This window comes from Ruegeria sp. BI12, assembly GCF_056537985.1.
On sequence record NZ_JBQFSL010000001.1, the window covers coordinates 442,925 to 462,619 of the forward strand.

At 57.4% G+C, this 19,695-nt stretch carries 26 protein-coding genes; 14 read left to right on the forward strand and 12 right to left on the reverse strand.

Features of this window, described 5'->3' with window-relative positions; genetic code table 11:
• The first annotated feature begins 126 nt into the window (after window positions 1-126).
• Entirely contained in the window at window positions 127-924 is a 798-nt protein-coding gene (locus tag ACR0AK_RS02365) for a class II glutamine amidotransferase (RefSeq protein ID WP_480792239.1), read from the forward strand.
• A gap of 12 nt (window positions 925-936) precedes the next feature.
• On the opposite strand, the gene ACR0AK_RS02370 is transcribed toward ACR0AK_RS02365, so the two are convergent.
• Genes ACR0AK_RS02370 through ACR0AK_RS02380 form a run of 3 tightly spaced genes read right to left on the reverse strand, consistent with a single transcriptional unit; the run spans window position 937 to window position 3,994 of the window.
• Entirely contained in the window at window positions 937-2,100 is a 1,164-nt protein-coding gene (locus tag ACR0AK_RS02370; RefSeq protein ID WP_480792240.1) for a lytic murein transglycosylase, read from the reverse strand.
• An 11-nt stretch (window positions 2,101-2,111) separates the two neighbouring features.
• Complete coding sequence (gene cbiB, locus ACR0AK_RS02375) at window positions 2,112-3,032, reverse strand: adenosylcobinamide-phosphate synthase CbiB (protein WP_480792241.1); 921 nt, start codon at window positions 3,030-3,032, stop codon at window positions 2,112-2,114.
• Window positions 3,029-3,994 (reverse strand): threonine-phosphate decarboxylase, encoded by a 966-nt coding sequence (locus ACR0AK_RS02380; protein ID WP_480792242.1) that lies wholly within the window; start codon window positions 3,992-3,994, stop codon window positions 3,029-3,031. The genes cbiB and ACR0AK_RS02380 overlap by 4 nt, the downstream gene beginning before the upstream one ends.
• 184 nt (window positions 3,995-4,178) lie before the next feature.
• Here ACR0AK_RS02380 and ACR0AK_RS02385 point away from each other — a divergent pair, with 184 nt between their 5' ends.
• A complete protein-coding gene (locus ACR0AK_RS02385; RefSeq protein WP_480792243.1) occupies window positions 4,179-4,541 on the forward strand; it encodes a response regulator transcription factor in 363 nt (120 codons plus the stop codon).
• Here ACR0AK_RS02385 and ACR0AK_RS02390 read toward each other — a convergent pair.
• Window positions 4,523-5,512: a glutathione S-transferase family protein gene (locus ACR0AK_RS02390; protein ID WP_480792244.1), complete on the reverse strand. Its 990-nt coding sequence runs from the start codon at window positions 5,510-5,512 to the stop codon at window positions 4,523-4,525. The genes ACR0AK_RS02385 and ACR0AK_RS02390 overlap by 19 nt on opposite strands.
• A gap of 211 nt (window positions 5,513-5,723) precedes the next feature.
• Here ACR0AK_RS02390 and ACR0AK_RS02395 point away from each other — a divergent pair, with 211 nt between their 5' ends.
• Entirely contained in the window at window positions 5,724-6,077 is a 354-nt protein-coding gene (locus ACR0AK_RS02395; protein WP_170561222.1) for a hypothetical protein, read from the forward strand.
• Between the two features lie 36 nt (window positions 6,078-6,113).
• Here ACR0AK_RS02395 and ACR0AK_RS02400 read toward each other — a convergent pair whose 3' ends face one another.
• Window positions 6,114-7,286, reverse strand: coding sequence for a MalY/PatB family protein (locus ACR0AK_RS02400; RefSeq protein WP_480792245.1), 1,173 nt, complete (start codon window positions 7,284-7,286; stop codon window positions 6,114-6,116).
• 95 nt (window positions 7,287-7,381) lie between these two features.
• Here ACR0AK_RS02400 and def (ACR0AK_RS02405) point away from each other — a divergent pair, with 95 nt between their 5' ends.
• From def (ACR0AK_RS02405) to ACR0AK_RS02425, 5 genes are read left to right on the forward strand one after another with little or no spacing between them, the layout of a single operon-like run.
• On the forward strand, window positions 7,382-7,900 hold the full coding sequence (def, locus tag ACR0AK_RS02405; protein ID WP_480792246.1) for a peptide deformylase: 519 nt from the start codon (window positions 7,382-7,384) through the stop codon (window positions 7,898-7,900).
• Window positions 7,897-8,391 carry a peptide deformylase gene (gene def, locus ACR0AK_RS02410; RefSeq protein ID WP_480792247.1) on the forward strand — a complete coding sequence of 165 codons (495 nt, stop codon included), beginning with the start codon at window positions 7,897-7,899 and terminating at the stop codon, window positions 8,389-8,391. The genes def (ACR0AK_RS02405) and def (ACR0AK_RS02410) overlap by 4 nt, the downstream gene beginning before the upstream one ends.
• Before the next feature lie 2 nt (window positions 8,392-8,393).
• Complete coding sequence (gene fmt, locus ACR0AK_RS02415) at window positions 8,394-9,299, forward strand: methionyl-tRNA formyltransferase (protein WP_480792248.1); 906 nt, start codon at window positions 8,394-8,396, stop codon at window positions 9,297-9,299.
• A 14-nt stretch (window positions 9,300-9,313) separates the two neighbouring features.
• Entirely contained in the window at window positions 9,314-9,568 is a 255-nt protein-coding gene (locus tag ACR0AK_RS02420; RefSeq protein ID WP_058278955.1) for a hypothetical protein, read from the forward strand.
• 1 nt (window position 9,569) lies between these two features.
• Window positions 9,570-9,806 (forward strand): GlsB/YeaQ/YmgE family stress response membrane protein, encoded by a 237-nt coding sequence (locus ACR0AK_RS02425; protein ID WP_058273291.1) that lies wholly within the window; start codon window positions 9,570-9,572, stop codon window positions 9,804-9,806.
• A 6-nt stretch (window positions 9,807-9,812) separates the two neighbouring features.
• On the opposite strand, the gene ACR0AK_RS02430 is transcribed toward ACR0AK_RS02425, so the two are convergent.
• From ACR0AK_RS02430 to ACR0AK_RS02460, 7 genes are all read right to left on the reverse strand, one after another.
• Complete coding sequence (locus ACR0AK_RS02430; protein WP_480792249.1) at window positions 9,813-10,415, reverse strand: COG3904 family protein; 603 nt, start codon at window positions 10,413-10,415, stop codon at window positions 9,813-9,815.
• Between the two features lie 54 nt (window positions 10,416-10,469).
• The gene (locus tag ACR0AK_RS02435) at window positions 10,470-11,093 is read right to left on the reverse strand and encodes a trimeric intracellular cation channel family protein (protein WP_170561216.1); all 624 of its coding nucleotides are present in this window, start codon (window positions 11,091-11,093) and stop codon (window positions 10,470-10,472) included.
• The gene (gene rnhA, locus ACR0AK_RS02440; RefSeq protein ID WP_480792250.1) at window positions 11,090-11,557 is read right to left on the reverse strand and encodes a ribonuclease HI; all 468 of its coding nucleotides are present in this window, start codon (window positions 11,555-11,557) and stop codon (window positions 11,090-11,092) included. The genes ACR0AK_RS02435 and rnhA overlap by 4 nt, the downstream gene beginning before the upstream one ends.
• On the reverse strand, window positions 11,550-12,137 hold the full coding sequence (locus ACR0AK_RS02445) for a class I SAM-dependent methyltransferase (RefSeq protein ID WP_480792251.1): 588 nt from the start codon (window positions 12,135-12,137) through the stop codon (window positions 11,550-11,552). The genes rnhA and ACR0AK_RS02445 overlap by 8 nt, the downstream gene beginning before the upstream one ends.
• Window positions 12,134-12,586, reverse strand: a complete 453-nt coding sequence (locus ACR0AK_RS02450; RefSeq protein ID WP_480792252.1) for a DUF3429 domain-containing protein — start codon at window positions 12,584-12,586, stop codon at window positions 12,134-12,136. The genes ACR0AK_RS02445 and ACR0AK_RS02450 overlap by 4 nt, the downstream gene beginning before the upstream one ends.
• Window positions 12,583-13,533 carry a 4-hydroxy-3-methylbut-2-enyl diphosphate reductase gene (gene ispH, locus ACR0AK_RS02455; RefSeq protein ID WP_170561212.1) on the reverse strand — a complete coding sequence of 317 codons (951 nt, stop codon included), beginning with the start codon at window positions 13,531-13,533 and terminating at the stop codon, window positions 12,583-12,585. Before ispH ends, ACR0AK_RS02450 begins: the two co-directional genes overlap by 4 nt.
• Window positions 13,534-13,727: 194 nt before the next feature.
• The gene (locus ACR0AK_RS02460) at window positions 13,728-14,300 is read right to left on the reverse strand and encodes a LabA-like NYN domain-containing protein (RefSeq protein ID WP_058278950.1); all 573 of its coding nucleotides are present in this window, start codon (window positions 14,298-14,300) and stop codon (window positions 13,728-13,730) included.
• Between the two features lie 153 nt (window positions 14,301-14,453).
• Between ACR0AK_RS02460 and folK the strand changes: the two genes are divergently transcribed.
• From folK to ACR0AK_RS02490, 6 genes are all read left to right on the forward strand, one after another.
• Window positions 14,454-15,011: a 2-amino-4-hydroxy-6-hydroxymethyldihydropteridine diphosphokinase gene (gene folK, locus ACR0AK_RS02465; protein WP_480792253.1), complete on the forward strand. Its 558-nt coding sequence runs from the start codon at window positions 14,454-14,456 to the stop codon at window positions 15,009-15,011.
• Between the two features lie 94 nt (window positions 15,012-15,105).
• Entirely contained in the window at window positions 15,106-15,459 is a 354-nt protein-coding gene (gene rpoZ, locus ACR0AK_RS02470) for a DNA-directed RNA polymerase subunit omega (protein WP_170561210.1), read from the forward strand.
• A 26-nt stretch (window positions 15,460-15,485) separates the two neighbouring features.
• Window positions 15,486-17,618: a RelA/SpoT family protein gene (locus ACR0AK_RS02475; RefSeq protein ID WP_480792254.1), complete on the forward strand. Its 2,133-nt coding sequence runs from the start codon at window positions 15,486-15,488 to the stop codon at window positions 17,616-17,618.
• Between the two features lie 16 nt (window positions 17,619-17,634).
• The gene (locus ACR0AK_RS02480) at window positions 17,635-18,333 is read left to right on the forward strand and encodes a DUF2062 domain-containing protein (RefSeq protein WP_170561208.1); all 699 of its coding nucleotides are present in this window, start codon (window positions 17,635-17,637) and stop codon (window positions 18,331-18,333) included.
• Window positions 18,326-19,072: a pyridoxine 5'-phosphate synthase gene (locus ACR0AK_RS02485; RefSeq protein ID WP_170561207.1), complete on the forward strand. Its 747-nt coding sequence runs from the start codon at window positions 18,326-18,328 to the stop codon at window positions 19,070-19,072. The genes ACR0AK_RS02480 and ACR0AK_RS02485 overlap by 8 nt, the downstream gene beginning before the upstream one ends.
• Window positions 19,069-19,692 (forward strand): LysE family translocator, encoded by a 624-nt coding sequence (locus ACR0AK_RS02490; RefSeq protein WP_480792255.1) that lies wholly within the window; start codon window positions 19,069-19,071, stop codon window positions 19,690-19,692. The genes ACR0AK_RS02485 and ACR0AK_RS02490 overlap by 4 nt, the downstream gene beginning before the upstream one ends.
• Window positions 19,693-19,695 lie beyond the last annotated feature (3 nt).

The following is a 19,695-nucleotide window of genomic DNA, read 5'->3' on the forward strand; positions in this document are numbered from 1 at the left end:
ATATCATGGTTTCTTTGGTTCATTTGATAGAATAAAATTTATGATCGCGCGGATACAGGCGAGAAAATCTGATGGACAAGGTGGTATTGTCCCGGAAAATCATCTTTGATGTGCGGGGATTGGAAAATGTGCCGGTTTTTGGCTTGGGTTGGTCAGCAACGATATTTGGACGAACTGGTCCTTGAACAGGAACAATCGCTTGTTATTCAAAGCCGAAACGCATTGATCGGGAAGACACCAATCAACGCCGATGGGTTCGGTCTGGCGTGGTACTCTGATCGCGAAACACCATGCTTTTACAAAGACACACACCCGGCCTGGTCTGATGCCAATCTGAAGCAATTGGCGCATCACACTAAATCAAGGCTGTTTCTGGCCCATGTTCGGGCTTCGACGGGTACTGCGACTTCACGAAATAACTGTCATCCCTTTGGCGTCGGCAGATGGAGTTTTATGCATAACGGTCAGGCTGGTGGTCACGACAGAATCCGGCAAGAGCTGGATGCAATGATCCCGGCGCATCTGTATCAGCATCGTATGGGCGCAACAGAGAGTGAGGCGATCTTTCTCATCGCCCATGGAGAGGGGCTGGACGCCGACCCAGTCGGTGCGATGGCTCGTGCGGTAGGACGGGTAGAAACCCTGTCCCGACATAGCGGGTCATTGCCCTACCTTAGGTTTGCTGCTTGCTGGTCAGACGGCAAACGTGTCTATGCGGCCCGTTATGCCTCTGATCAGTTTGCGCCCAGCCTGCATTACAGAGCCTGCAAAGACGGTATCATCATTTCGTCCGAGCCATTGGATGCCGACAATGAGGGTTGGACCGAGATACAGCCCAACACTGTGATCGAAACCGAAGGCTCCGTGGTGACGACCCATGCCTTTGTGCCTTATGTCCCGCAGGAAAAGGAACGGGTCGCCTAAGCGCGACCTTTCCTACAATTGGTTTAACAGTTCTGCGGTCGGCCACGCGTCGGCAGGCAGGCCAAGCCGTTCTTGTTCAGTTTGGACAGCTGCCCTAGTGCCAGCGCCCAGGATCCCGTCGATTTTACCCACGTCATGTCCACGCGCCTGCAGTTTGGTCTGCAATTGCTTCATCTGCGCGCCTGACAAGCCTTGCGGCGGATTCCCTGCGTCATAGATTTGGCCGCCTTCCAGGCGTGTGCCAAAATATGCGGCGGTCAGGACGTAGACAAAGCTCTGGTTCCATTCAAAATAGACGTCAAAGTTTGGATAGGCCAGGAATGCCGGGCCTTTGTGACCCTGTGGCAGGATCAGAGATGCGGGCAGGTTGGCCAGTGATCCGCTGCGCGCCTGAACACCCATCGCCTGCCATTCAGACACGGGTCGCGATTTGCCGGGGCCAGACAAGGACCAATCCATTTCGGTGGGAACATTTACCTCTTGCAGCCAGGGTTCACCCGGACGCCAGCCCAGATGCGACAGCATCTTGCCGCCCGACATCAGCGCATCCGGGGCCGAGGTTTTTAACGACACCTTGCCGTCGCCATCCCCGTCTACACCGTTTTCCAGAATGTCCCGGGGCAGCATCTGTACCATGCCGATCTCACCGGCCCAGGCACCGGTTGTGCGGTTAGGGTCGAAATCCCCTTGGCTATAGAGTTCGATGGCAGCGAAAACCTGTGGGCGGAACAGTTCAGGCCGACGACAGTCATGCGCCAGCGTAACTAGCGCGTTGCGGGTGTTAAAATCTCCCTGCACTGCGCCGTAGTCGGTCTCGAACGCCCAGAAAGCCAGCAAGACACCGCGCGAGACGCCGTATTCCCGCTCGATCCGGTCAAACACTGCGTCGTATTTGCGTGACATGGACGTACCGCGATCAATACGGTTCTGCGAGATCAGGCGGCGCGAGAAGTCGATGAACGGTTTCTGGAATACACCTTGCGCCCGGTCCGCCCGCAGAACGGCGCTGTCCTGCTGAACGCCATTGAAAAAGCCGTTCACGGTGGATTCGTCGAACCCTTGTTGAATGGCCTCGGCCTTCAGACCCTTCACGAAGGAATTGAACCCGCCGCCGCATTGGGCCAGTGCAGGTGCGGCAAACAGGGTGGCGGCAAGGATGCCCGAGAGTAAACGCATTTTAGGGTCCGTCAGAAAATGAAGCTGACCCCAACCCACACCGACACGAGGCCCAGCGCAAGCCCCCATACCCGCCAAAGCATGTCACATGCGCGGAAAATCTCTGACGCGCCGATGTTTCGCGGCGCATCACCGTTGACCCAGGCCAGATCGCGGACCTGTCCGTCATAGCTGCGCGGCCCGGCAAGGGCGACGTTTAAGGCGCGCGCCATCGCGGCCTCGGGCCAACCGGCATTGGGAGAAATATGGCGGTGTGCATCCGCGACCATTTCCGGCCAGCGCGTCCATTGACCAGAAAGCGCCACGATCATAACGCAGGTCAGACGGGCAGGGATCAGATTCAACACATCGTCCAAACGCGCGGCGGCCCAGCCAAAGTCGCGGTACTTTTCAGAGCGGTAGCCGATCATGCTGTCGGCTGTGTTGACTGCCTTGTAGATCAATAGTCCGGGGAGGCCCGCAACCAGAAACCAGAAGGCTGGCGCAATCACCCCGTCGCTGAGGTTTTCGGCGGAGCTTTCAATAGCAGACCGTGCGACCTGAGCCTCGGTCATGTCCCGCGTATCGCGTGAAACGATCATAGCGACCTTGGCCCGGCCCTCAGCCAATGATTTGCGCAACCCATCACCTACGTCGCGGACATGCGTCACCAGCGATTTCTGTGCCAACAATATCGCACCCAGGATGATTTCCGCGACTGGGCCCAACAGCGCCAGCGCGCGGCCCAGAAACACTGCAGCAAAGACCAAAAGCAGCACGACGACCACGCCCTTCAGCCGCCTCTGTTTTCCCTGGTTCAGGCGTTGATCCAGCCAGCCAATGCCATTCCCAACCATCACCGCTGGATGCCGGATGCGCGACCAAAGCCAATTTGGCTCTCCCAGTGCCGCGTCCAGACACATGGCGCAGACCAGCAGGAAAGCGGTGCTCACAACGCTGTCTCCAGCCGGCTCCACCCATCTTCGGGCGGCAGGCCCAGACGCAGATAAGTGCGAGAATAGGGAAAAACGCGGCTCCAAATTTGGGAGCTGGCGAGCTTAGCCTGCCAAGCGATAGCGTCGTCTACATCGTAAAGGCGAAACAAGGTGGTTCCACCGACCAGTTTTGCACCTTTGCCAGTTACGATCCGGTCCAGCCGTTCTGCTGCATCTGCCAATTGTTGTCGGGTTGCGTCGGCCCAATCGACGTCCCTCAGTGCCTGTTCCCCGATCCGAAGGGCAGGGCCGGAAACGGCCCACGGCCCGGTCAGATCGTTCAGTTTTGTGATCAGTTCAGGTTGGCCAATCGCAAAGCCCAGCCTTAGCCCGGCAAGCCCCCAGAACTTGCCGAAACTCTTCAGCACGATCACACCGGGTTGCTCGGTCAGATGAATCAGAGATGTATCTGGGCGGATATCGCAAAAGCTCTCATCAATCACGGTCAATGGGGCATTGACATCGTCCGCGCTCCAGATGCGCCCGTCCGGGTTGTTGGGGTTCACGATGACGCGCGCCTCGGCTGGACCATTTGGTTGAACCGTCCAGCCTTGCGCGGCAAAGGCCGCGGCGTGTTCGTTGTAGGTAGGTGCCGTGATTTGAACCCGGCCCGTCGTCGCAAGGGCAGGAATGCGCGCAATGACTGCTGATGCGCCGGGCGCAGGCAGGATCGCAGCACTATCGGGAACGGACCAGAACTGACGCGCCGCTGCAGACAGCCGCTCAAACGCGCCGTGATCAGGCAACGCAGTCCAATCCGACGAGATCAGCCCTGACACCGGGTACGGGTGTGGATTGATGCCAGTCGAAAGATCCATCCAGGTTTCGCGCGCCCCACCGAACCTGGCAATGGCACTGTCCAGCCCTCCGCCGTGGTCGCGCACCGCGCGCGGGTTCAAGTCTGTATTGGGGCTTACCATTGGGATTCTCGTCGGATTTACGTGTTTGGGGCTGCTTCAAGCGGATTTTTGCCGCTTATTCAAGCAAATCCGCGTGATCGGGCCGGTTGGTCGGCATCGTTAACACTTTGTTAAGGAATAAGCGTGATCACAAACAAACGGGGGTCGGCACCGCACACTCTACCAAGTGCCGAGGTTGTTGCAAATGAAAGTATTGATTGTTGAGAGTAACCCCGATCTTGGTCGGGTCTGGAGAAGGCATCTGGAGCGGCAAGGAGCCGAGGTAACGCTTGTTGCCGGGCAAGAGGCTGCGATCCTTGCGCTGTATGGCACGGATTTCGATATCATCGTGTTGGATCTGGTGTTGGAAAACGGCAGCGCCTTAGCGGTTGCCGATTTCGCAAGCTATCGCCGCCCCGAAGCACGGGTGATCTTTGTTACCAACACGACCTTCTTTTCGGACGGATCGATCTTTGCCCACAGCCCGAATGCTTGCGCCTATGTGCAAAGCGGCACGCCGCCAGAGGATCTGGCGGCGATGGTCGAACATTATGCGGCGGGACGCTGACCGCGCCCATGCGGCTCTTGGTAGTCCAGCACCGGGTTCGTAGGGATGATCCGATGCGGATTAATGCTTTCGTGACTAAAGTGATAATGGCGCACGATGTGGGGCATGTTCACTGTCGATGCAACGCCCGGCCATTGGTATAACTCTCGGGTATAAGCCCACAGATTTGGGTAATCGATCAGCCGCCGCCGGTTGCATTTGAAATGCAAATGATAAACCGGGTCGAACCGGATCAGCGTCGTGAACAGCCTCCAATCGGCCTCGGTCAGGCGATCCCCTATCAGGTAGCGGTTAGAAGCCAAACGATCTTCCAGCCAGTCCAGTGTTTCAAACAGCGGATCCACGGCGGCGTCATAGGCTTGTTGACTGGTGGCAAAACCGGATTTGTAGACGCCGTTGTTGACGTTGGAATAGATGCGCGCATTCACCTCTTCGATTTCTTCGCGCATCGCTTCCGGCCAATAATCGTTGGTGTTGCCAGTGATCCCGTCAAAGGCCGAATTGAACATGCGGATGATTTCCGAGCTTTCGTTCGATACGATCGTCTGCTGTTTCTTGTCCCAGAGGATCGGCACTGTGACCCGGCCCGAATAAGAAGTGTCGGCCTTGGTGTAAATCTGGTGGGCAAAGTCCAGACCGTACAGGGTGTCCCCGGTTGCCCCATTGCCATCAGTCTCAAAGGTCCAGCCCTTATCCAGCATGTCGGGATGAACAACAGAAACAGAGATGTGATTGGTCAAACCCTTGAGTTCCCGGAAAATCAGAGTTCGGTGCGCCCAGGGGCAGGCATGGCTTACGTAAAGATGATACCGCCCGGTTTCAGCGTTGAACCCGCCCTTGCCCGAAGGCCCGGCGCTGCCATCGGCCGTTAGCCAGTTGCGAAACTGTGCGGCGCTGCGTTTGAACGCGCCGCCAGTGGATTTGGTGTCATACCAGGTGTCATGCCATTTACCGTCGACCAACAGGCCCATCTCATGCCCTCCGAAAAGCGATTACGCCAAACATAGGCTGTCGCGTAGGGCGTTCCTATGCGAGGGCGCGCGCATCCTGCCTGCGCATGCGCACAGGTTGGACTGGGATTTCTGTGCAACAGATTGAATTCTCGGTTCGTATTGAAGTTACGTTCACTGGATTTTCATAATTTGCGCCTCACAATAGAGTACTCTGCCGGGGGAACTTTTTATGAGTACTTATATTTCAAAGGAAATAACTGCTGAATTGGATGCGGCACGAATCGCGGGGCTGAAGAAAACCAGCCGACTGCGTGTTGAGATTGGCGACAATACTTACAAAATTCTTCGATTGTGGAGGGATGGGTTTACAGTTGAGGCTGAAACAACGCCACAACTGCGCGGACTTGTGGATATCTATGATGGCGCCAACCATCTGTACCAATGCCTTATCATCGCAGATGAGGATGAAGCGGGCGAGATGCGTTACGAGTTCAAGCGCAGCACTGCTGCAGCCGACAAGGCTCCGCTGGATTTCTACCGCGCGCCGGATGCCCCAATTGCGTTGTTGGGCCACGAGGATTGAGGGGAGGGCCAACGACATCGCCGTTGGCCACCTCGTTCACTGCAAATCAGCAAAAGCAAGCTTTAGTCGGTCGCATGCGTCTTCGACCCGGGCGCGTTGAGTGGCCAGGTTAAACCGCTCAAATGTCTCACCACCTGCGCCAAAGCCGGGTCCGGAGGAGGTCGCAATCTTAGCATCTTTGCGCAAACGGCGGACAAACTCATCGTGGTTCATACCGGTGCCTGAAAAATCGATCCACGCAAGATAGGTGGCCTGCAGGGGCATGGACCACAGACCGGGAATTTCGGCGATGGCGGCATCGAAGACCTCGCGATTGCCCGCAAGATGCGCGACTTGTTCGTCGACCCATGCGGCCCCTTCCGGCGTGTAGGCTGCGGTGATCATTGCCACGCCCAGCGCGCTGGGGTCGTAATCAAGCGTCTGAATGCGATGGCGCATGGCGGCACGCAGTTTGGGGTCGGGGATGATCATATTGCCGGTACGCTGTCCCGCGATATTGAAAGTTTTAGACGCCGCTGTCAGGGTCACGGTCCAAGGTCGCGCATCGGGTGCCGCCACATCCATCGGCACGAACGTGTTTCCGGGATAGACCAGATCGTGATGGATCTCGTCAGAAACCAATATCAGTCCATTGCGCTCGGCAAACGCAGCCACAGCGTGCAGTTCATCCCGTGTCCAAACCCGACCCGAAGGGTTCTGGGGCGAACACCACAGCAGCATCTTCTCGGATCCGTCCAGCCGTGATTGGGCGTCGTCCAGATCAAGCCCATAGGTGTCACCCTGCCGCACCAACGGGCATTCCACCACGCGGCGACCGGATTTGTTCACCTTGTGGGCGAACTCATGGTAGACCGGCGTAAAGATCACTACGCCGTCGCCGGGTTCGGTCCAAACGTCCAGGCAAAGGGCGATTGCATTGCCCAACCCCTGTGAGGTCAGCACCCAATCGGTGTCGATTTCCCAGTTGTGGCGGTTTTTCATCCACCATTGGACCGATGCCAGATAATTCGGGTGTATCCACGAATACCCAAAGACGCCGTGATCGGCGGCCTTGCGAACTGCGTTAATCACGCAAGGGGCCGTGGGATAGTCGGAATCTGCGGTCCACATGGCCAGCCCGTATTCGGGCGAAACGCCATACAGCTGCTCCATCTTGTCCCATTTTGAACTGTTGGTTCCCCGGCGGTCGATCAGGTCGTTGAAAGTCATGTCTTCTCCATCTGTCCGGTCGAAAGCTAGCCACAAAAACGACAGGCGCAAGGGGGGGCGTTGCGGCTGGGAGCGGGATGGCCTAAATCAACCCCATGAAACGCAATATCCTGATCCATCCCGATCCCCGCCTGAAAAAGGTCTGTGCGCCCGTAGCCGACATCAGTGACGAACTGCGCACGCTGGCCGATGACATGCTGGAGACGATGTATGATGCGCCCGGCATCGGCCTCGCAGCACCTCAGATCGGCGTGCTTGATAGGTTGATCGTGTTGGACTGCATAAAGGAAGAGGGCGAAGCGCCACGCCCGCTTATCATGTTCAATCCCGAAATTATCGCCTCGTCTGAGGAGACCAATGTCTACGAGGAAGGCTGCCTGTCGATCCCTGAGCAATTCGCCGAAGTGACCCGCCCCAAGGTGGTCGACGTCACGTGGTTGGACCGGAATGGCAACCAGCAGCAAGAGTCATTCGATGGCCTTTGGGCGACTTGTGTTCAGCATGAAATCGACCATTTGAACGGCAAGCTGTTCATCGACTATCTCAAGCCGCTGAAACGTCAGATGATCACGCGGAAGATGCAGAAACTAAAACGCGAGCAAGCCCGCGCATGACCGTTCGTACCTGCCTGCCCTGGCCCGACAAACGCCTGCGCACCAAGGCCGAGGACGTCACTGAGATCACTGACGAAATTCGCACGATCTGGGACGACATGATCGACACTATGGAAGCTATGCCCGGTGTCGGTCTGGCCGCGCCACAGATTGGCGTCATGTTGCGTTTGGCAGTTGTTGATGGCTCGGCCGAGAGGGGCAAGGCTGTGCGTCTGGCTAACCCTGAAATCCTGCACAGCTCGATCGAACTGCGAGAACATGACGAGGCTAGCCCGAACTTGCCCGGTGTCTCGGCCAAGGTAAAACGCCCGCGCGCGGTGACGGTCAAGTTTCTGAATGAACAGGGTATGGTGGATCGCCGCGATTTTGTCGGGATCGAGGCCACCAGCGTGCAGCACCAGATCGACCATCTGAACGGCCAGATGTATTTCGATCGGCTCAGCAAGGTCAAACGGGACATGCTGCTGCGCAAAGCGAAAAAACAGGGGTAGAGATGCGCGTTGTATTCATGGGCACGCCCGACTTCTCGGTTCCTGTGCTGGATGCTCTGGCCGAGGCGGGGCATGAGATCGTTGCCGTCTATTGCCAGCCGCCGCGCCCAGCGGGTCGAGGCAAGAAGGACCGCCCGACACCTGTTCATGCTCGGGCCGAAAAACTGGGGCTGACCGTCCGCCATCCGGTGTCTTTGAAATCTACTGAAGAGCAGAGCGCTTTTGCGGCACTGAACGCAGATGTGGCTGTCGTGGTGGCGTATGGCCTGATCCTGCCGCAACCAATTCTGGACGCGCCAAAGCAAGGTTGCTTGAACATACACGCCAGCCTACTGCCGCGCTGGCGCGGGGCGGCCCCGATTCACCGGGCGATCATGTCGGGGGATGCGCAAACCGGGATATGTATCATGCAGATGGAGGCCGGGTTGGACACGGGCCCCGTTCTTATGCGCGAGGCAACAAATATCGGGATCGAGGAAACCACCGATCAACTGCATGACCGCCTCTCAGTGATGGGCGCACAACTGATCATCGAAGCACTGCGTGACCTGCCGGATTTGACACCCGAGCCGCAGCCCGAGGTTGGCGTGACCTATGCCGCCAAGATCGACAAGTCTGAGGCGCGGATTGACTGGTCCCGTCCTTCAGCCGAGGTCGATCGGCAGATCCGAGGGTTGTCGCCATTTCCCGGGGCCTGGACTGAGATTGATGGCAACCGGGTGAAAATGCTGGCGTCGCGTCTGGCCGAGGGGCAAGGCGTACCTGGCGAAGTCCTGGACGATGCTCTGACTGTTGCGTGTGGCGAGGGTGCCGTTGATGTGTTGCGCTTGCAACGGGCAGGTAAAGGCGCGCAGGATAAGAAAACCTTTCTGCGGGGCTGGCCTGTGGCCAGGGGAAGCCGGATTTAGAAGGAATAACAGACTTGTACATGACTTTGATGGGGACGGTGTTGATCGCAGCCGTTGTTGGAAGCCTCGCGGAAAAAACCGGCTTTACCCGAAACGGCTATCTGCAATCTATCATCATTTGTATCGGCGGTGCCTTTCTGTTTTTCTTTGCTCAAATCATGTTTGGCAGGATGTTCGGGTTTAACCTAGCTTTTGGGTCCCCGGGTTTGAACGCTATCGTGTCATCCGTCGGCGCGCTGATCATCGTGCCGACTCATTGGAGGAAGTGACATGCCTGTCATTGCCCTGATCGTCATCGGAGCCGCTGCTGGGTTCCTTGCCACCCGCCTGATGCGGATTGAGGCCAACATTCCCACGACCATGCTGATCGGGATCGTTGGCGCGCTTGTCGGCGGCTTCCTGTTGCGGGCCTTGATCACAGTGGCGGGTTGGTTGTCTGGCTTTGTCGGTGCAGTTCTGGGCGCGCTGCTGGTGATTTGGATCTGGCAGACCTACCTGCGGCGTTGAACTGCGCTACCGCTCGTCGCAAATCACTGTCGAACCCAATGAACTCGACCTGCCCGTGGCCATTTTGAAGCGATTTGCTTCCTCCGCCGACATCCAGTGCATTTCGTCCTCGGGCGCAGCATCAAGCGTGAACCAGTAAAAGGCCGGGTCGACGCCAATGTCATCGAAATAGTCGAGATAGCGATCATGCTCGGGGTGGTCTTCCGGCAGGTTCGCGGCAACATATCCGCCGCCGCCCCAGCTATGGACCCCGACACATGCGCCAGGTTCCAGGGTACGTTGATTGCCCGCTAGAAACAGGTCGGTGCCGCCAGACGCGACCAAGCCATCAGAAGGTACCACTGTATCGAACCCTTCTTCCCTGACAACGCGGCTGAAAACTACATTGGCATCATCATCGACCGAGCCTTCGATGTTCTGCAGCACAAGTGTTTTAATCCCGGGGTTCGAGGCAGTGATTTCTTCGAAAGCATCGAGCGTCGTGTGATCAATGGACCCCGAAGCAACGATTTCATCCCCCTGCACAACGAAACTGACAGGGTCATATTGCGCTGCACAAGCACCAAGAAAGGCCAGTGAGGTAACAAACAAGGGGAGAGTGATGTTCATCTCAGTCCTCACATCTGTGGCGCCGGAAATGCTGTCCGTGTAAATAATACCCGTTTATTGCCGAGGCGGTCGTGACTTGTAAACCGGAAGTCGCCAGCCAAACACCAATGATCCCGCTCTCAGTGCCCAACAGATTAGCGCGCAGGCGGCCAGTGCGGGCAGTTCGTCAAAGCCAAGCCGGTCCGCGATCACAGCGGCCAAGGCCCCGGCAAACGCGCAAGAGACATAGAGTTCGCCTTGTTTCAGGACCAGGGGCACTTCGTTGCAGACCACGTCGCGCATCAACCCGCCTAGACAACCAGTGGTGACGCCCATCAGCACTACGATAACACCGGTTTGATCCATGGATAAAGCCGCGCCCGAGCCCGCCGCGGCGGCGATGGCAAGGGCAAAGCTGTCCAGCCAGATCAACCAGTTGTACCGGCTTTCGACCAAGTGGGCCGTGAAGAAGACCAACACAGCGGCACCTACGGCGATCAGGATGTAATCCGGCTGGCCGACCCAGAATACTGGGTGGCGATCAAGCAGAAGGTCGCGGACGGTGCCTCCTCCCACGGCCGTCAGGCAGGCGATAAAGGCGAAGCCGACCAAATCAAGCTGAGCCCGACTGGCCACCAAAGCGCCAGTTAACGCAAAAACCAGTACCGAGGCATAATCGAGCAGTGCAAGGCCGCTCACGCCTGCGCCTTTTTGGGTTTGAACGGGGCCATGCCTGCGCGTGCCAGTTCATCGGCTTTTTCGTTTTCGGGATGGCCCGCATGGCCTTTGACCCATTCCCAGGTCACTTCATGGCGCGCCTGCGCCTCGTCCAGCCGCTGCCATAGATCGGCATTCTTGACTGGCTTCTTGTTCGAGGTCTTCCAGCCGTTACGCTTCCACCCGAATATCCAGCCGGTCACGCCGTTTTTTACGTAGGCGCTGTCGGTCACCACGGTGATCTTCGAAGGCCGCTCCAGCGTTTCCAGTGCGCTGATCGCGGCCAGTAATTCCATGCGGTTGTTGGTGGTTTCCGCCTCGCCGCCGTTCAATTCGCGCTCTTTCAGGACTTTTTCACCGTCCATCGCGCGCATCAGTACGCCCCAGCCGCCAGGGCCGGGATTCCCCGAACAGGCTCCATCGGTGTAAGCAAACAGTTCAGGCATGCGCGATCACCAGAATAAAGCCATCATAAGAGCCGGCCAGACCTTTACCTACGCCGGTTGTGACCCGGTCGATTGTGAATCCGGTCTCGGCCAGCGCCTCTTCGATCTCAGTCTGTGAGAAATAAGTGTAAAAGCGGTCGATATCGTCGCGGTGTTCGCCCGTACCCAGTTTCAGGCCAAGAAAAAAAGTACCCTCTGGTTTCAGCGCCCGGTGAATGGTGGCCAAGTGGCGCGGGAAATCTTCGCGCGGTGCATGCAGTAGCGAAAAGCTGGCGTAAATACCGTCATATTCGGCCGTTTCGGTCACATCATCAAATGTGCCCACATGTGCATCCACGCCGTTTTCGCGGGCATGATCCACAAAAGCCGGCGTCGCATCCAATGCCCGAACCCGTAACCCTTCACGCAGGAAGAACATGCTGTCCGCACCGGGGCCCGAGCCGAGGTCCAGCACATATCCGCCCGGCGTAACCGCTTCGGCAAAGGCCATGCGCGCTTCGATCTGTTCGGGCGGCAATGGAACGCTCAGATACTCGGCGACGCGCGTTGTGTAGGCGTCAATTGTCTTGCGGTCGGTCACAGGTACACTCCTACAGCAAGGCATATCAGGACGATCACGGTCAGCAAAATGCGCAGCCTAAGCCACCATGTTGGGGTCAATCGCCAATATGCAAACACAGCGTCCAATATCAGCAAGCCGGCGAAACCGTACATCAGGTTGATGCCCGCCTCGACGGGCCCGCCGCCAGTCATGAAGAAAGCCCAAAGCGCCGGAAGGACCGACAGTGCATAGCAAGTTGCTGCCTTGCTGCCAGACGTCTTGGTGGCGAACCCCCACAGAACACCGGACATAAAGCTAAGAATGACCGAGCCGTAGAACAGTTGAATATAAGGCCCGACAAACCGCGACCCCAGCGCCTGTCGCCCCCAGTCCTGCAAATCGCCGTTCAGATAGGTCAATGCGCCCCAAATGAATGGGATCAGCCCTGCCAGCGCCAGAACCAGCGGCGCTCTTGGAACACCTCTCATGCGGTTTGCCTCAAGACGCGTGGCACTTTGAATTCAACGTTTTCGACAGCGGTTTCGACCAGTTCGACCGTCACGCAATAGTGGTCGTTGAATGCGTCAATCACCTCATTCACCAGCACTTCTGGTGCGGACGCGCCTGCGGTGATGGCGATGGTCGAGATCCCTTCCAGTGCCCGCCAGTCGATATCGCCTGCGCGCTGTACCAGCTGCGCATAGTTGCATCCGGCGCGCGCGGCAACCTCGACCAGTCGGCGCGAGTTTGAAGAGTTCGGAGCCCCGACAACAAGCAGAGCATCTGATTTGGGTGCTACGGCCTTGACTGCCTCTTGCCGGTTGGTGGTGGCGTAGCAGATGTCTTCCTTATGCGGCCCAACGATGGCCGGAAAACGTGCCTGCAGGGCAGCGATGATATCCTTGGTGTCATCGACTGAAAGTGTCGTTTGAGTGACAAATGCCAGCTTTTCCGGATTGCGCACATGAACCGCGGCCACGTCGTCGACGGTTTCCACCAGCAGCACTTCGCCGTCAGGTAACTGGCCCATGGTGCCGACGGTTTCAGGATGGCCCTTGTGGCCAATCATGATCATCTGCAATCCGGCTTCGGCATGGCGCTGTGCCTCAACATGGACCTTGGAAACCAGCGGGCAGGTGGCATCGACATAGATCATTTCACGCTGAGCCGCCGACGCAGGAACGGATTTCGGTACGCCATGCGCTGAAAAAATAACTGGTCGGTCGTCAGGACACTCATCCAGTTCTTCGACAAAGACTGCACCCTTGGCGCGCAGGCCGTCTACGACAAATTTGTTGTGGACGATTTCGTGCCGCACATAAACCGGGGCTCCCCATTTTTGCAGCGCCATTTCGACGATCTTGATCGCCCGGTCGACACCGGCGCAGAACCCGCGCGGGGCTGCGAGGTAAAGGGTGAGGGGCGGCTTGGTCATGTCGTGGTCTCCATAGGCCACAGGTAAGTCTTTTCCTAGCCGTGGTCCAGACAGGACGTTGTCATTGATCTGACATGAAACGCTGTTAGCCAGTAAGTGTTTCAGCACCTGTGTTTAGTTAAAGAAGCGCGGCCAGGTTCAAATAAACCTGACCGCGCCAATTTCTTCCCCCAAGGCTAGTGAGTGGCCTTGTATTACTGTCCACCCGCAGCAACGCTGCGCGGCTCCATCGGCATCTCGCGCGGAGGTCGTCCGATCACATCGCGCAGGTCTTCAAGTTCGATGAAGTTGTCCGCCTGGCGGCGCAGCTCGTCCGAGATCATCGGCGGTTGGCTGCGGATGGTCGAAACCACCGAAACGCGCACGCCCTGACGCTGAAGGCTGGCAATCAGCGGGCGAAAATCCCCATCACCCGAAAACAGCACAATATGATCGACGCGCGGAGCTAGCTCCATGGCGTCCACGGTCAGTTCGATGTCCATGTTTCCTTTGACTTTCCGACGCCCCATACTGTCGGTGTATTCCTTCGCCGGTTTTGTCACCATGGTGAAGCCGTTGTAGTGCAGCCAGTCAACCAAGGGACGGATCGGGGAATACTCGTCATTTTCCAATAGCGCTGTGTAGTAAAAAGCCCTAAGCATCTTGCCGCGGCGCATGAATTCCTGGCGCAGCAATTTGTAGTCGATGTCAAACCCCAGTGCTTTTGCGGCCGCATAAAGATTCGAGCCGTCGATGAACAGCGCTAGCCGTTCGTCTTTATAGAACATAAATAGGTCCTTCCGGTATAATACAGAGCGCCGGAGTGTTACGTGAGTGGGTATTGGAAATAAGCGGCGCGCTGGTATCCCTATAATTAGGCCATTTCGGACTTATCGCAAGCATGCAATTCGCCGAATATAGTGAATGGAACGCACAAAACTATGTCAAAAGCGGTTATCGCACTGGGTGCAAATCTCAATTTGAGAGGACAGGGGCCCAAGGTGACACTTGGCGATGCTCTTGACGCGTTATTGCGTCAGGGGTTGGTGATTCGTGCCGTAAGTCGTTTTTTTGAGACCCCGTGCTTTCCCGCGGGTGCCGGACCGGACTATATCAACGCGGCTGCATTGATCGAATCGGACAGGACGCCTGCCGAATTGTTGCATTTGCTTCACCAGATTGAGCATCAGTATGGCCGCGAAAGAGTGCAGCGGTGGGGTATGCGAACTCTGGACCTGGATTTAGTGTGTTACGATGATCTAGTTCTGCCTGATCATGCCCAATACGACAAATGGTTGACCCTTTCGGCTGAGGAGCAGACCCAAAAAGCGCCAGATCAGCTGATCATACCCCATCCGCGCCTTCAGGATCGCGCTTTTGTGTTGGTTCCGATGGCAGACGTGGCCCCGGACTGGCGGCATCCGGTCCTGGGGCGGACGGTGACCGAAATGCTTGCAGACCTGCCCGCAGCGGATATTGAAGCAGTCACGGCAGCGTGAAGGGTGCATTTGCAGCATTTCTTGCTTGTCAAGGCAGGGATTCGCCCTTAGATAAACCTCTTCCTGACATGGATTCAGTAACGGAGAGCGCTCAATGGCCCGCGTAACGGTTGAAGATTGCGTAGACAAGGTTCCGAACCGGTTTGAACTGGTGATGCTTGCCGCCCATCGTGCGCGCGAGATTTCCGCCGGTGCGGGGATCACCGTGGACCGTGACAACGATAAAAACCCCGTTGTGTCGCTGCGCGAGATTGCCGACGAAACCCAAAGCGCCGACGATCTGCGCGAGCGCTTGATCGAGGCCAACCAGACCCAGATCGAGGTCGACGAGCCGGAAGAAGATCAGATGGCTCTGCTGATGGGTGCGGAATCGGACAAACCTGCCGATGACGACATGTCCGAAGAGAAGCTGTTGCGCGCTCTGATGGAGGCTCAAGGCCAGGGGTAAGCCCCAAAGATGAAGGTGCGGACCGGATGATTTCTGCAGACGACCTGATTGCGCTGGTCCGCAACTACAACCCAAAGACAAATGCTGACCGCATCGCCCGGGCCTATGAGTTCGGGAAGCAGATGCATGATGGTCAGTTCCGCCATTCTGGCGAACCCTACTTTACCCACCCAGTAGCCGTAGCCGCCATCCTGACTGAACAGCGTCTGGATGATGCGACGATCATCACGGCGCTGCTGCATGACACGATTGAAGACACCAAAGCCAATTATGGCAAAGTGTCCGAGCTGTTCGGCGAAGAGGTAGCCAAGCTGGTCGACGGCGTCACCAAACTGACCAACCTGCAACTGTCCAGCCGCGAAACCAAACAGGCCGAGAACTTCCGTAAGCTGTTCATGGCCATGTCCAAGGATCTGCGAGTTATTCTGGTCAAGCTCGCTGACCGTCTGCACAACATGCGCACGATCAAGGCGATGCGGCCTGAAAAACAGGTTCAAAAGGCGCGCGAGACTATGGATATCTACGCGCCGCTTGCAGGTCGGATGGGTATGCAATGGATGCGCGAAGAGCTTGAAGACCTTGCTTTCCGCGTTCTGAATTCCGAAGGCCGTCAGTCTATCATTCGCCGCTTCATCACGCTGCAGCGTGAAACCGGCGACGTGATCCACCGGATCACTGGCGACATGCGGCACGAGTTGGAGAAGGCGGGCATCGAGGCCGAAGTGTTCGGTCGTGCCAAAAAACCCTATTCGATCTGGCGCAAGATGCAGGAAAAGGATCAGGGCTTTTCGCGCCTGTCCGATATTTACGGCTTTCGCATCATCACCCGGTCCGAAGAAGATTGCTATCGCACGCTTGGTGCCATTCACCAGCGTTGGCGCGCTGTGCCGGGGCGGTTCAAGGATTACATCAGTCAGCCGAAATCAAACGGGTATCGATCGATCCACACAACGGTTTCGGGGCGCGACGGGAAACGGGTCGAGGTGCAGATCCGTACGCGCCAAATGCATGACGTAGCCGAAACCGGCGTTGCGGCGCATTGGTCATACCGCGATGGCGTCCGTTCGGAAAACCCTTTTGCCGTCGATCCGGCGAAGTGGATTGCAAACCTGACCGAACAGTTCGACAGCGAGGAAGATCACGAGGATTTCCTCGAAGCAGTCAAACTGGAAATGTACTCGGATCAGGTGTTTTGCTTCACGCCTAAAGGTGACGTGGTCAAGCTACCGCGCGGGGCCACGCCGATTGATTTCGCCTATGCGATCCACACCCGTATTGGACATGCCTGCGTTGGTGCCAAGGTGGACGGCATTCGTGTGCCATTGTGGACGCGCATTAAGAATGGTCAGTCTGTGGATGTGATCACCGCGGATGGTCAGACGCCCCAAGTTACCTGGCTTGAGATTGCGGTGACCGGCAAGGCGCGAACCGCCATTCGACGCGCCCTGCGCGAGGTCGACCGGGAAAGGTTTATCAAGCTGGGCAAGGAACTGGCGCGCTCTGGGTTTGAACATGTTGGCCGCAAGGCCACCGACAAGGCGCTGGACACGGCGGCGAAGCACCTGCGCCTGAAAGACCGGCACGAATTGTTGGCCCGTTTGGGCAGCGCCGAGCTGACGGCGCATGATGTAGTCAGTGCTGTTTACCCTGAACTGACCCAGGATGAGGGGGACGCCATTTCCCCGCGCCGCGCGGTGATCGGCCTTGAGCCCGGCCAAAAATTCGACCGCGCCCCCTGTTGCCAGCCTTTGCCGGGCGAACGCATCGTAGGCATAACGTATCGCGGCAAGGGTGTTGTCGTGCATGCGATCGACTGTGACCGCCTCTCAGAATTCGAAAGCGAACCTGATCGCTGGGTCGATTTGCACTGGCATTCGGGAACGCACCCGGCTGTCTATGGAGCGACGCTGGATATGACCATCGGTAACGATGCCGGTGTGCTGGGACGCATTTGCACGTTGATCGGCGAGAAAAAGGCCAATATCTCGAACCTCGAATTCGTCGACCGCAAACCGGATTTTTACCGCTTGCTGATCAATGTCGAACTGCGTGACCTGGAGCAGTTGCATTCGCTCATGCTGATGCTCGAGGCCGAAAGCGACGTGGCGGCTGTGGAGCGGTATCGGGACAGGGCAAAAACCGCAGTTGCGGCTGGCTGAGAAGGGGTGATCAGGAGTGGTTTTCAAGCGCCGAGACCGACGCTCGCCTGTCCAGATCGCGTCTGAATTCGTCTATCCCCGAGGTGGATGGACGCGGGCCTTTCACTACGTCAAACACCGTGTTCGCAGGCTGCCGGATTCCCCCGAACGCATCGCGCGCGGGATCGGCGCGGGTGTTTTCACGGCCTTTACCCCTTTCTACGGGCTGCATTTTTTAGTTGCCGCCGTAATCGCTCGTCTGATCAACGGCAATATTCTGGCCGCGCTCAGCGGGACGTTTTTTGGCAATCCTCTGACCTATGTGCCCATTGGGGTCGTGTGTCTGCAGACGGGTCATTTCCTGCTGGGTGATGATTTTAGAAAAGAAGAAACCAAGGGCTTGATGAAAAACTTCGGCGACGCGCTGGGGGATCTCAAGAACAACTTTGTTGCTTTGTTTACCGACCGTGTTGCTGATTGGCGGGGCTTGAGCGTTTTTTATGATGAGGTGTTTTTTCCATATTTTATCGGCGGGATATTGCCCGGATTGCTGGCCGGAGCGATCTGCTATTACCTCAGCCTGCCATTGATCCGGACGTACCAGCAACGCCGTCGTGACAAGATCAAGGCAAAGTTTGACGAAATCAAACGCTTGGCCGAAACAAAGCCTGCCGTTCCACATACGAATGCCCTAGGTTCGGACCAAGGGCTGAAGAAGGATTCGAGCGATGTCTGACAACCAACTGCGTCTTGGCGTGAATATCGACCACGTGGCCACAGTGCGTAACGCTCGGGGCGGGGCCTATCCTGACCCTTTGCGCGCTGCAAAGTTGGCCGAAGAGGCCGGTGCTGACGGCATCACCGCGCATCTGCGCGAAGATCGCCGCCATATCTCGGATGCAGATATCGACGGGTTGATGGAGGTTCTGTCAGTACCGCTGAACTTTGAGATGGCCGCGACGCCAGAGATGCAGAAAATTGCGCTGCGCCACAAACCTCATGCCGTTTGCATCGTTCCCGAAAAGCGCGAGGAACGCACCACTGAAGGCGGGCTGGAAGTCGCGCGCGAGGAAAACAAGCTGGCCCATTTCATTGCACCGCTGCGCGAAGCCGGGTGCCGTGTGTCGATCTTTATCGCCGCGGACAAGCGCCAGATCGAAGCCGCACACCGGATTGGCGCCGAAGTGATCGAGCTGCACACCGGTGCATATTGCGACGCGATGGCCGAGGGTCACATGGACGCGGCCAACCGCGAACTAGAAGCCCTGCGCGAGATGTCATCATTTGCCCATTCGCTGGGCCTTGAGGTCCACGCGGGGCACGGCCTGACCTATGACACCGTGCAACCGATCGCGGCGTTCCCCGAAGTGCGCGAGTTGAATATTGGCCACTTCCTGATCGGCGAGGCCATCTTCCGCGGTCTCACACCAGCGATTGCCGAAATGCGCCGCCTGATGGACGAGGCGCGGGCATGATCACGCCCGGATTTGTCGCCATCTGGTTTGCCTGGCTGATGGCCGGTGGCTCTCCGGGACCGGCGACTATGGGGATCGCCGGAACGGCTATGAACGAAGGCCGTCGCGCGGGGTTGGTGTTTGCCTTGGGTATCTGCGCGGGATCTGCTGCGTGGGGCATTGCCGCTGCGCTGGGGCTGTCAGCGATCATGCTGTCCAATATCTGGGTGTTCGAGGTAATCCGCTATGCGGGCGTGGCCTATTTGGGCTGGCTGGCGGTCAAGGCATTGCGCCGGGCAATGACGTCAGATGAAGTCGCTATGGGCAACCCCGTCACCGGCTCTTTGCGCGCAATATTTGCCAAGGGCGCGGCCATCCACCTGACAAACCCAAAGGCTATCCTGAGTTGGGGTTCGATCTATGCCATCGTGGCCCCGAATGATGCGAGCCTGTCGATGCTGCTGGGTTACTTCGCCATGCTCTATGCAGGATCTTTGCTTGTCTTCATCGGCTACGCCTTTCTCTTCTCCTCGGAACGTATGGTGCGAGCCTACCGCCGCGCCCGCCGCTGGTTCGATTTTGCATTTGCCGGTTTTTTTGGACTGGCAAGTTACAAGATTCTGACGGTGCGGTTGGGTTGATAA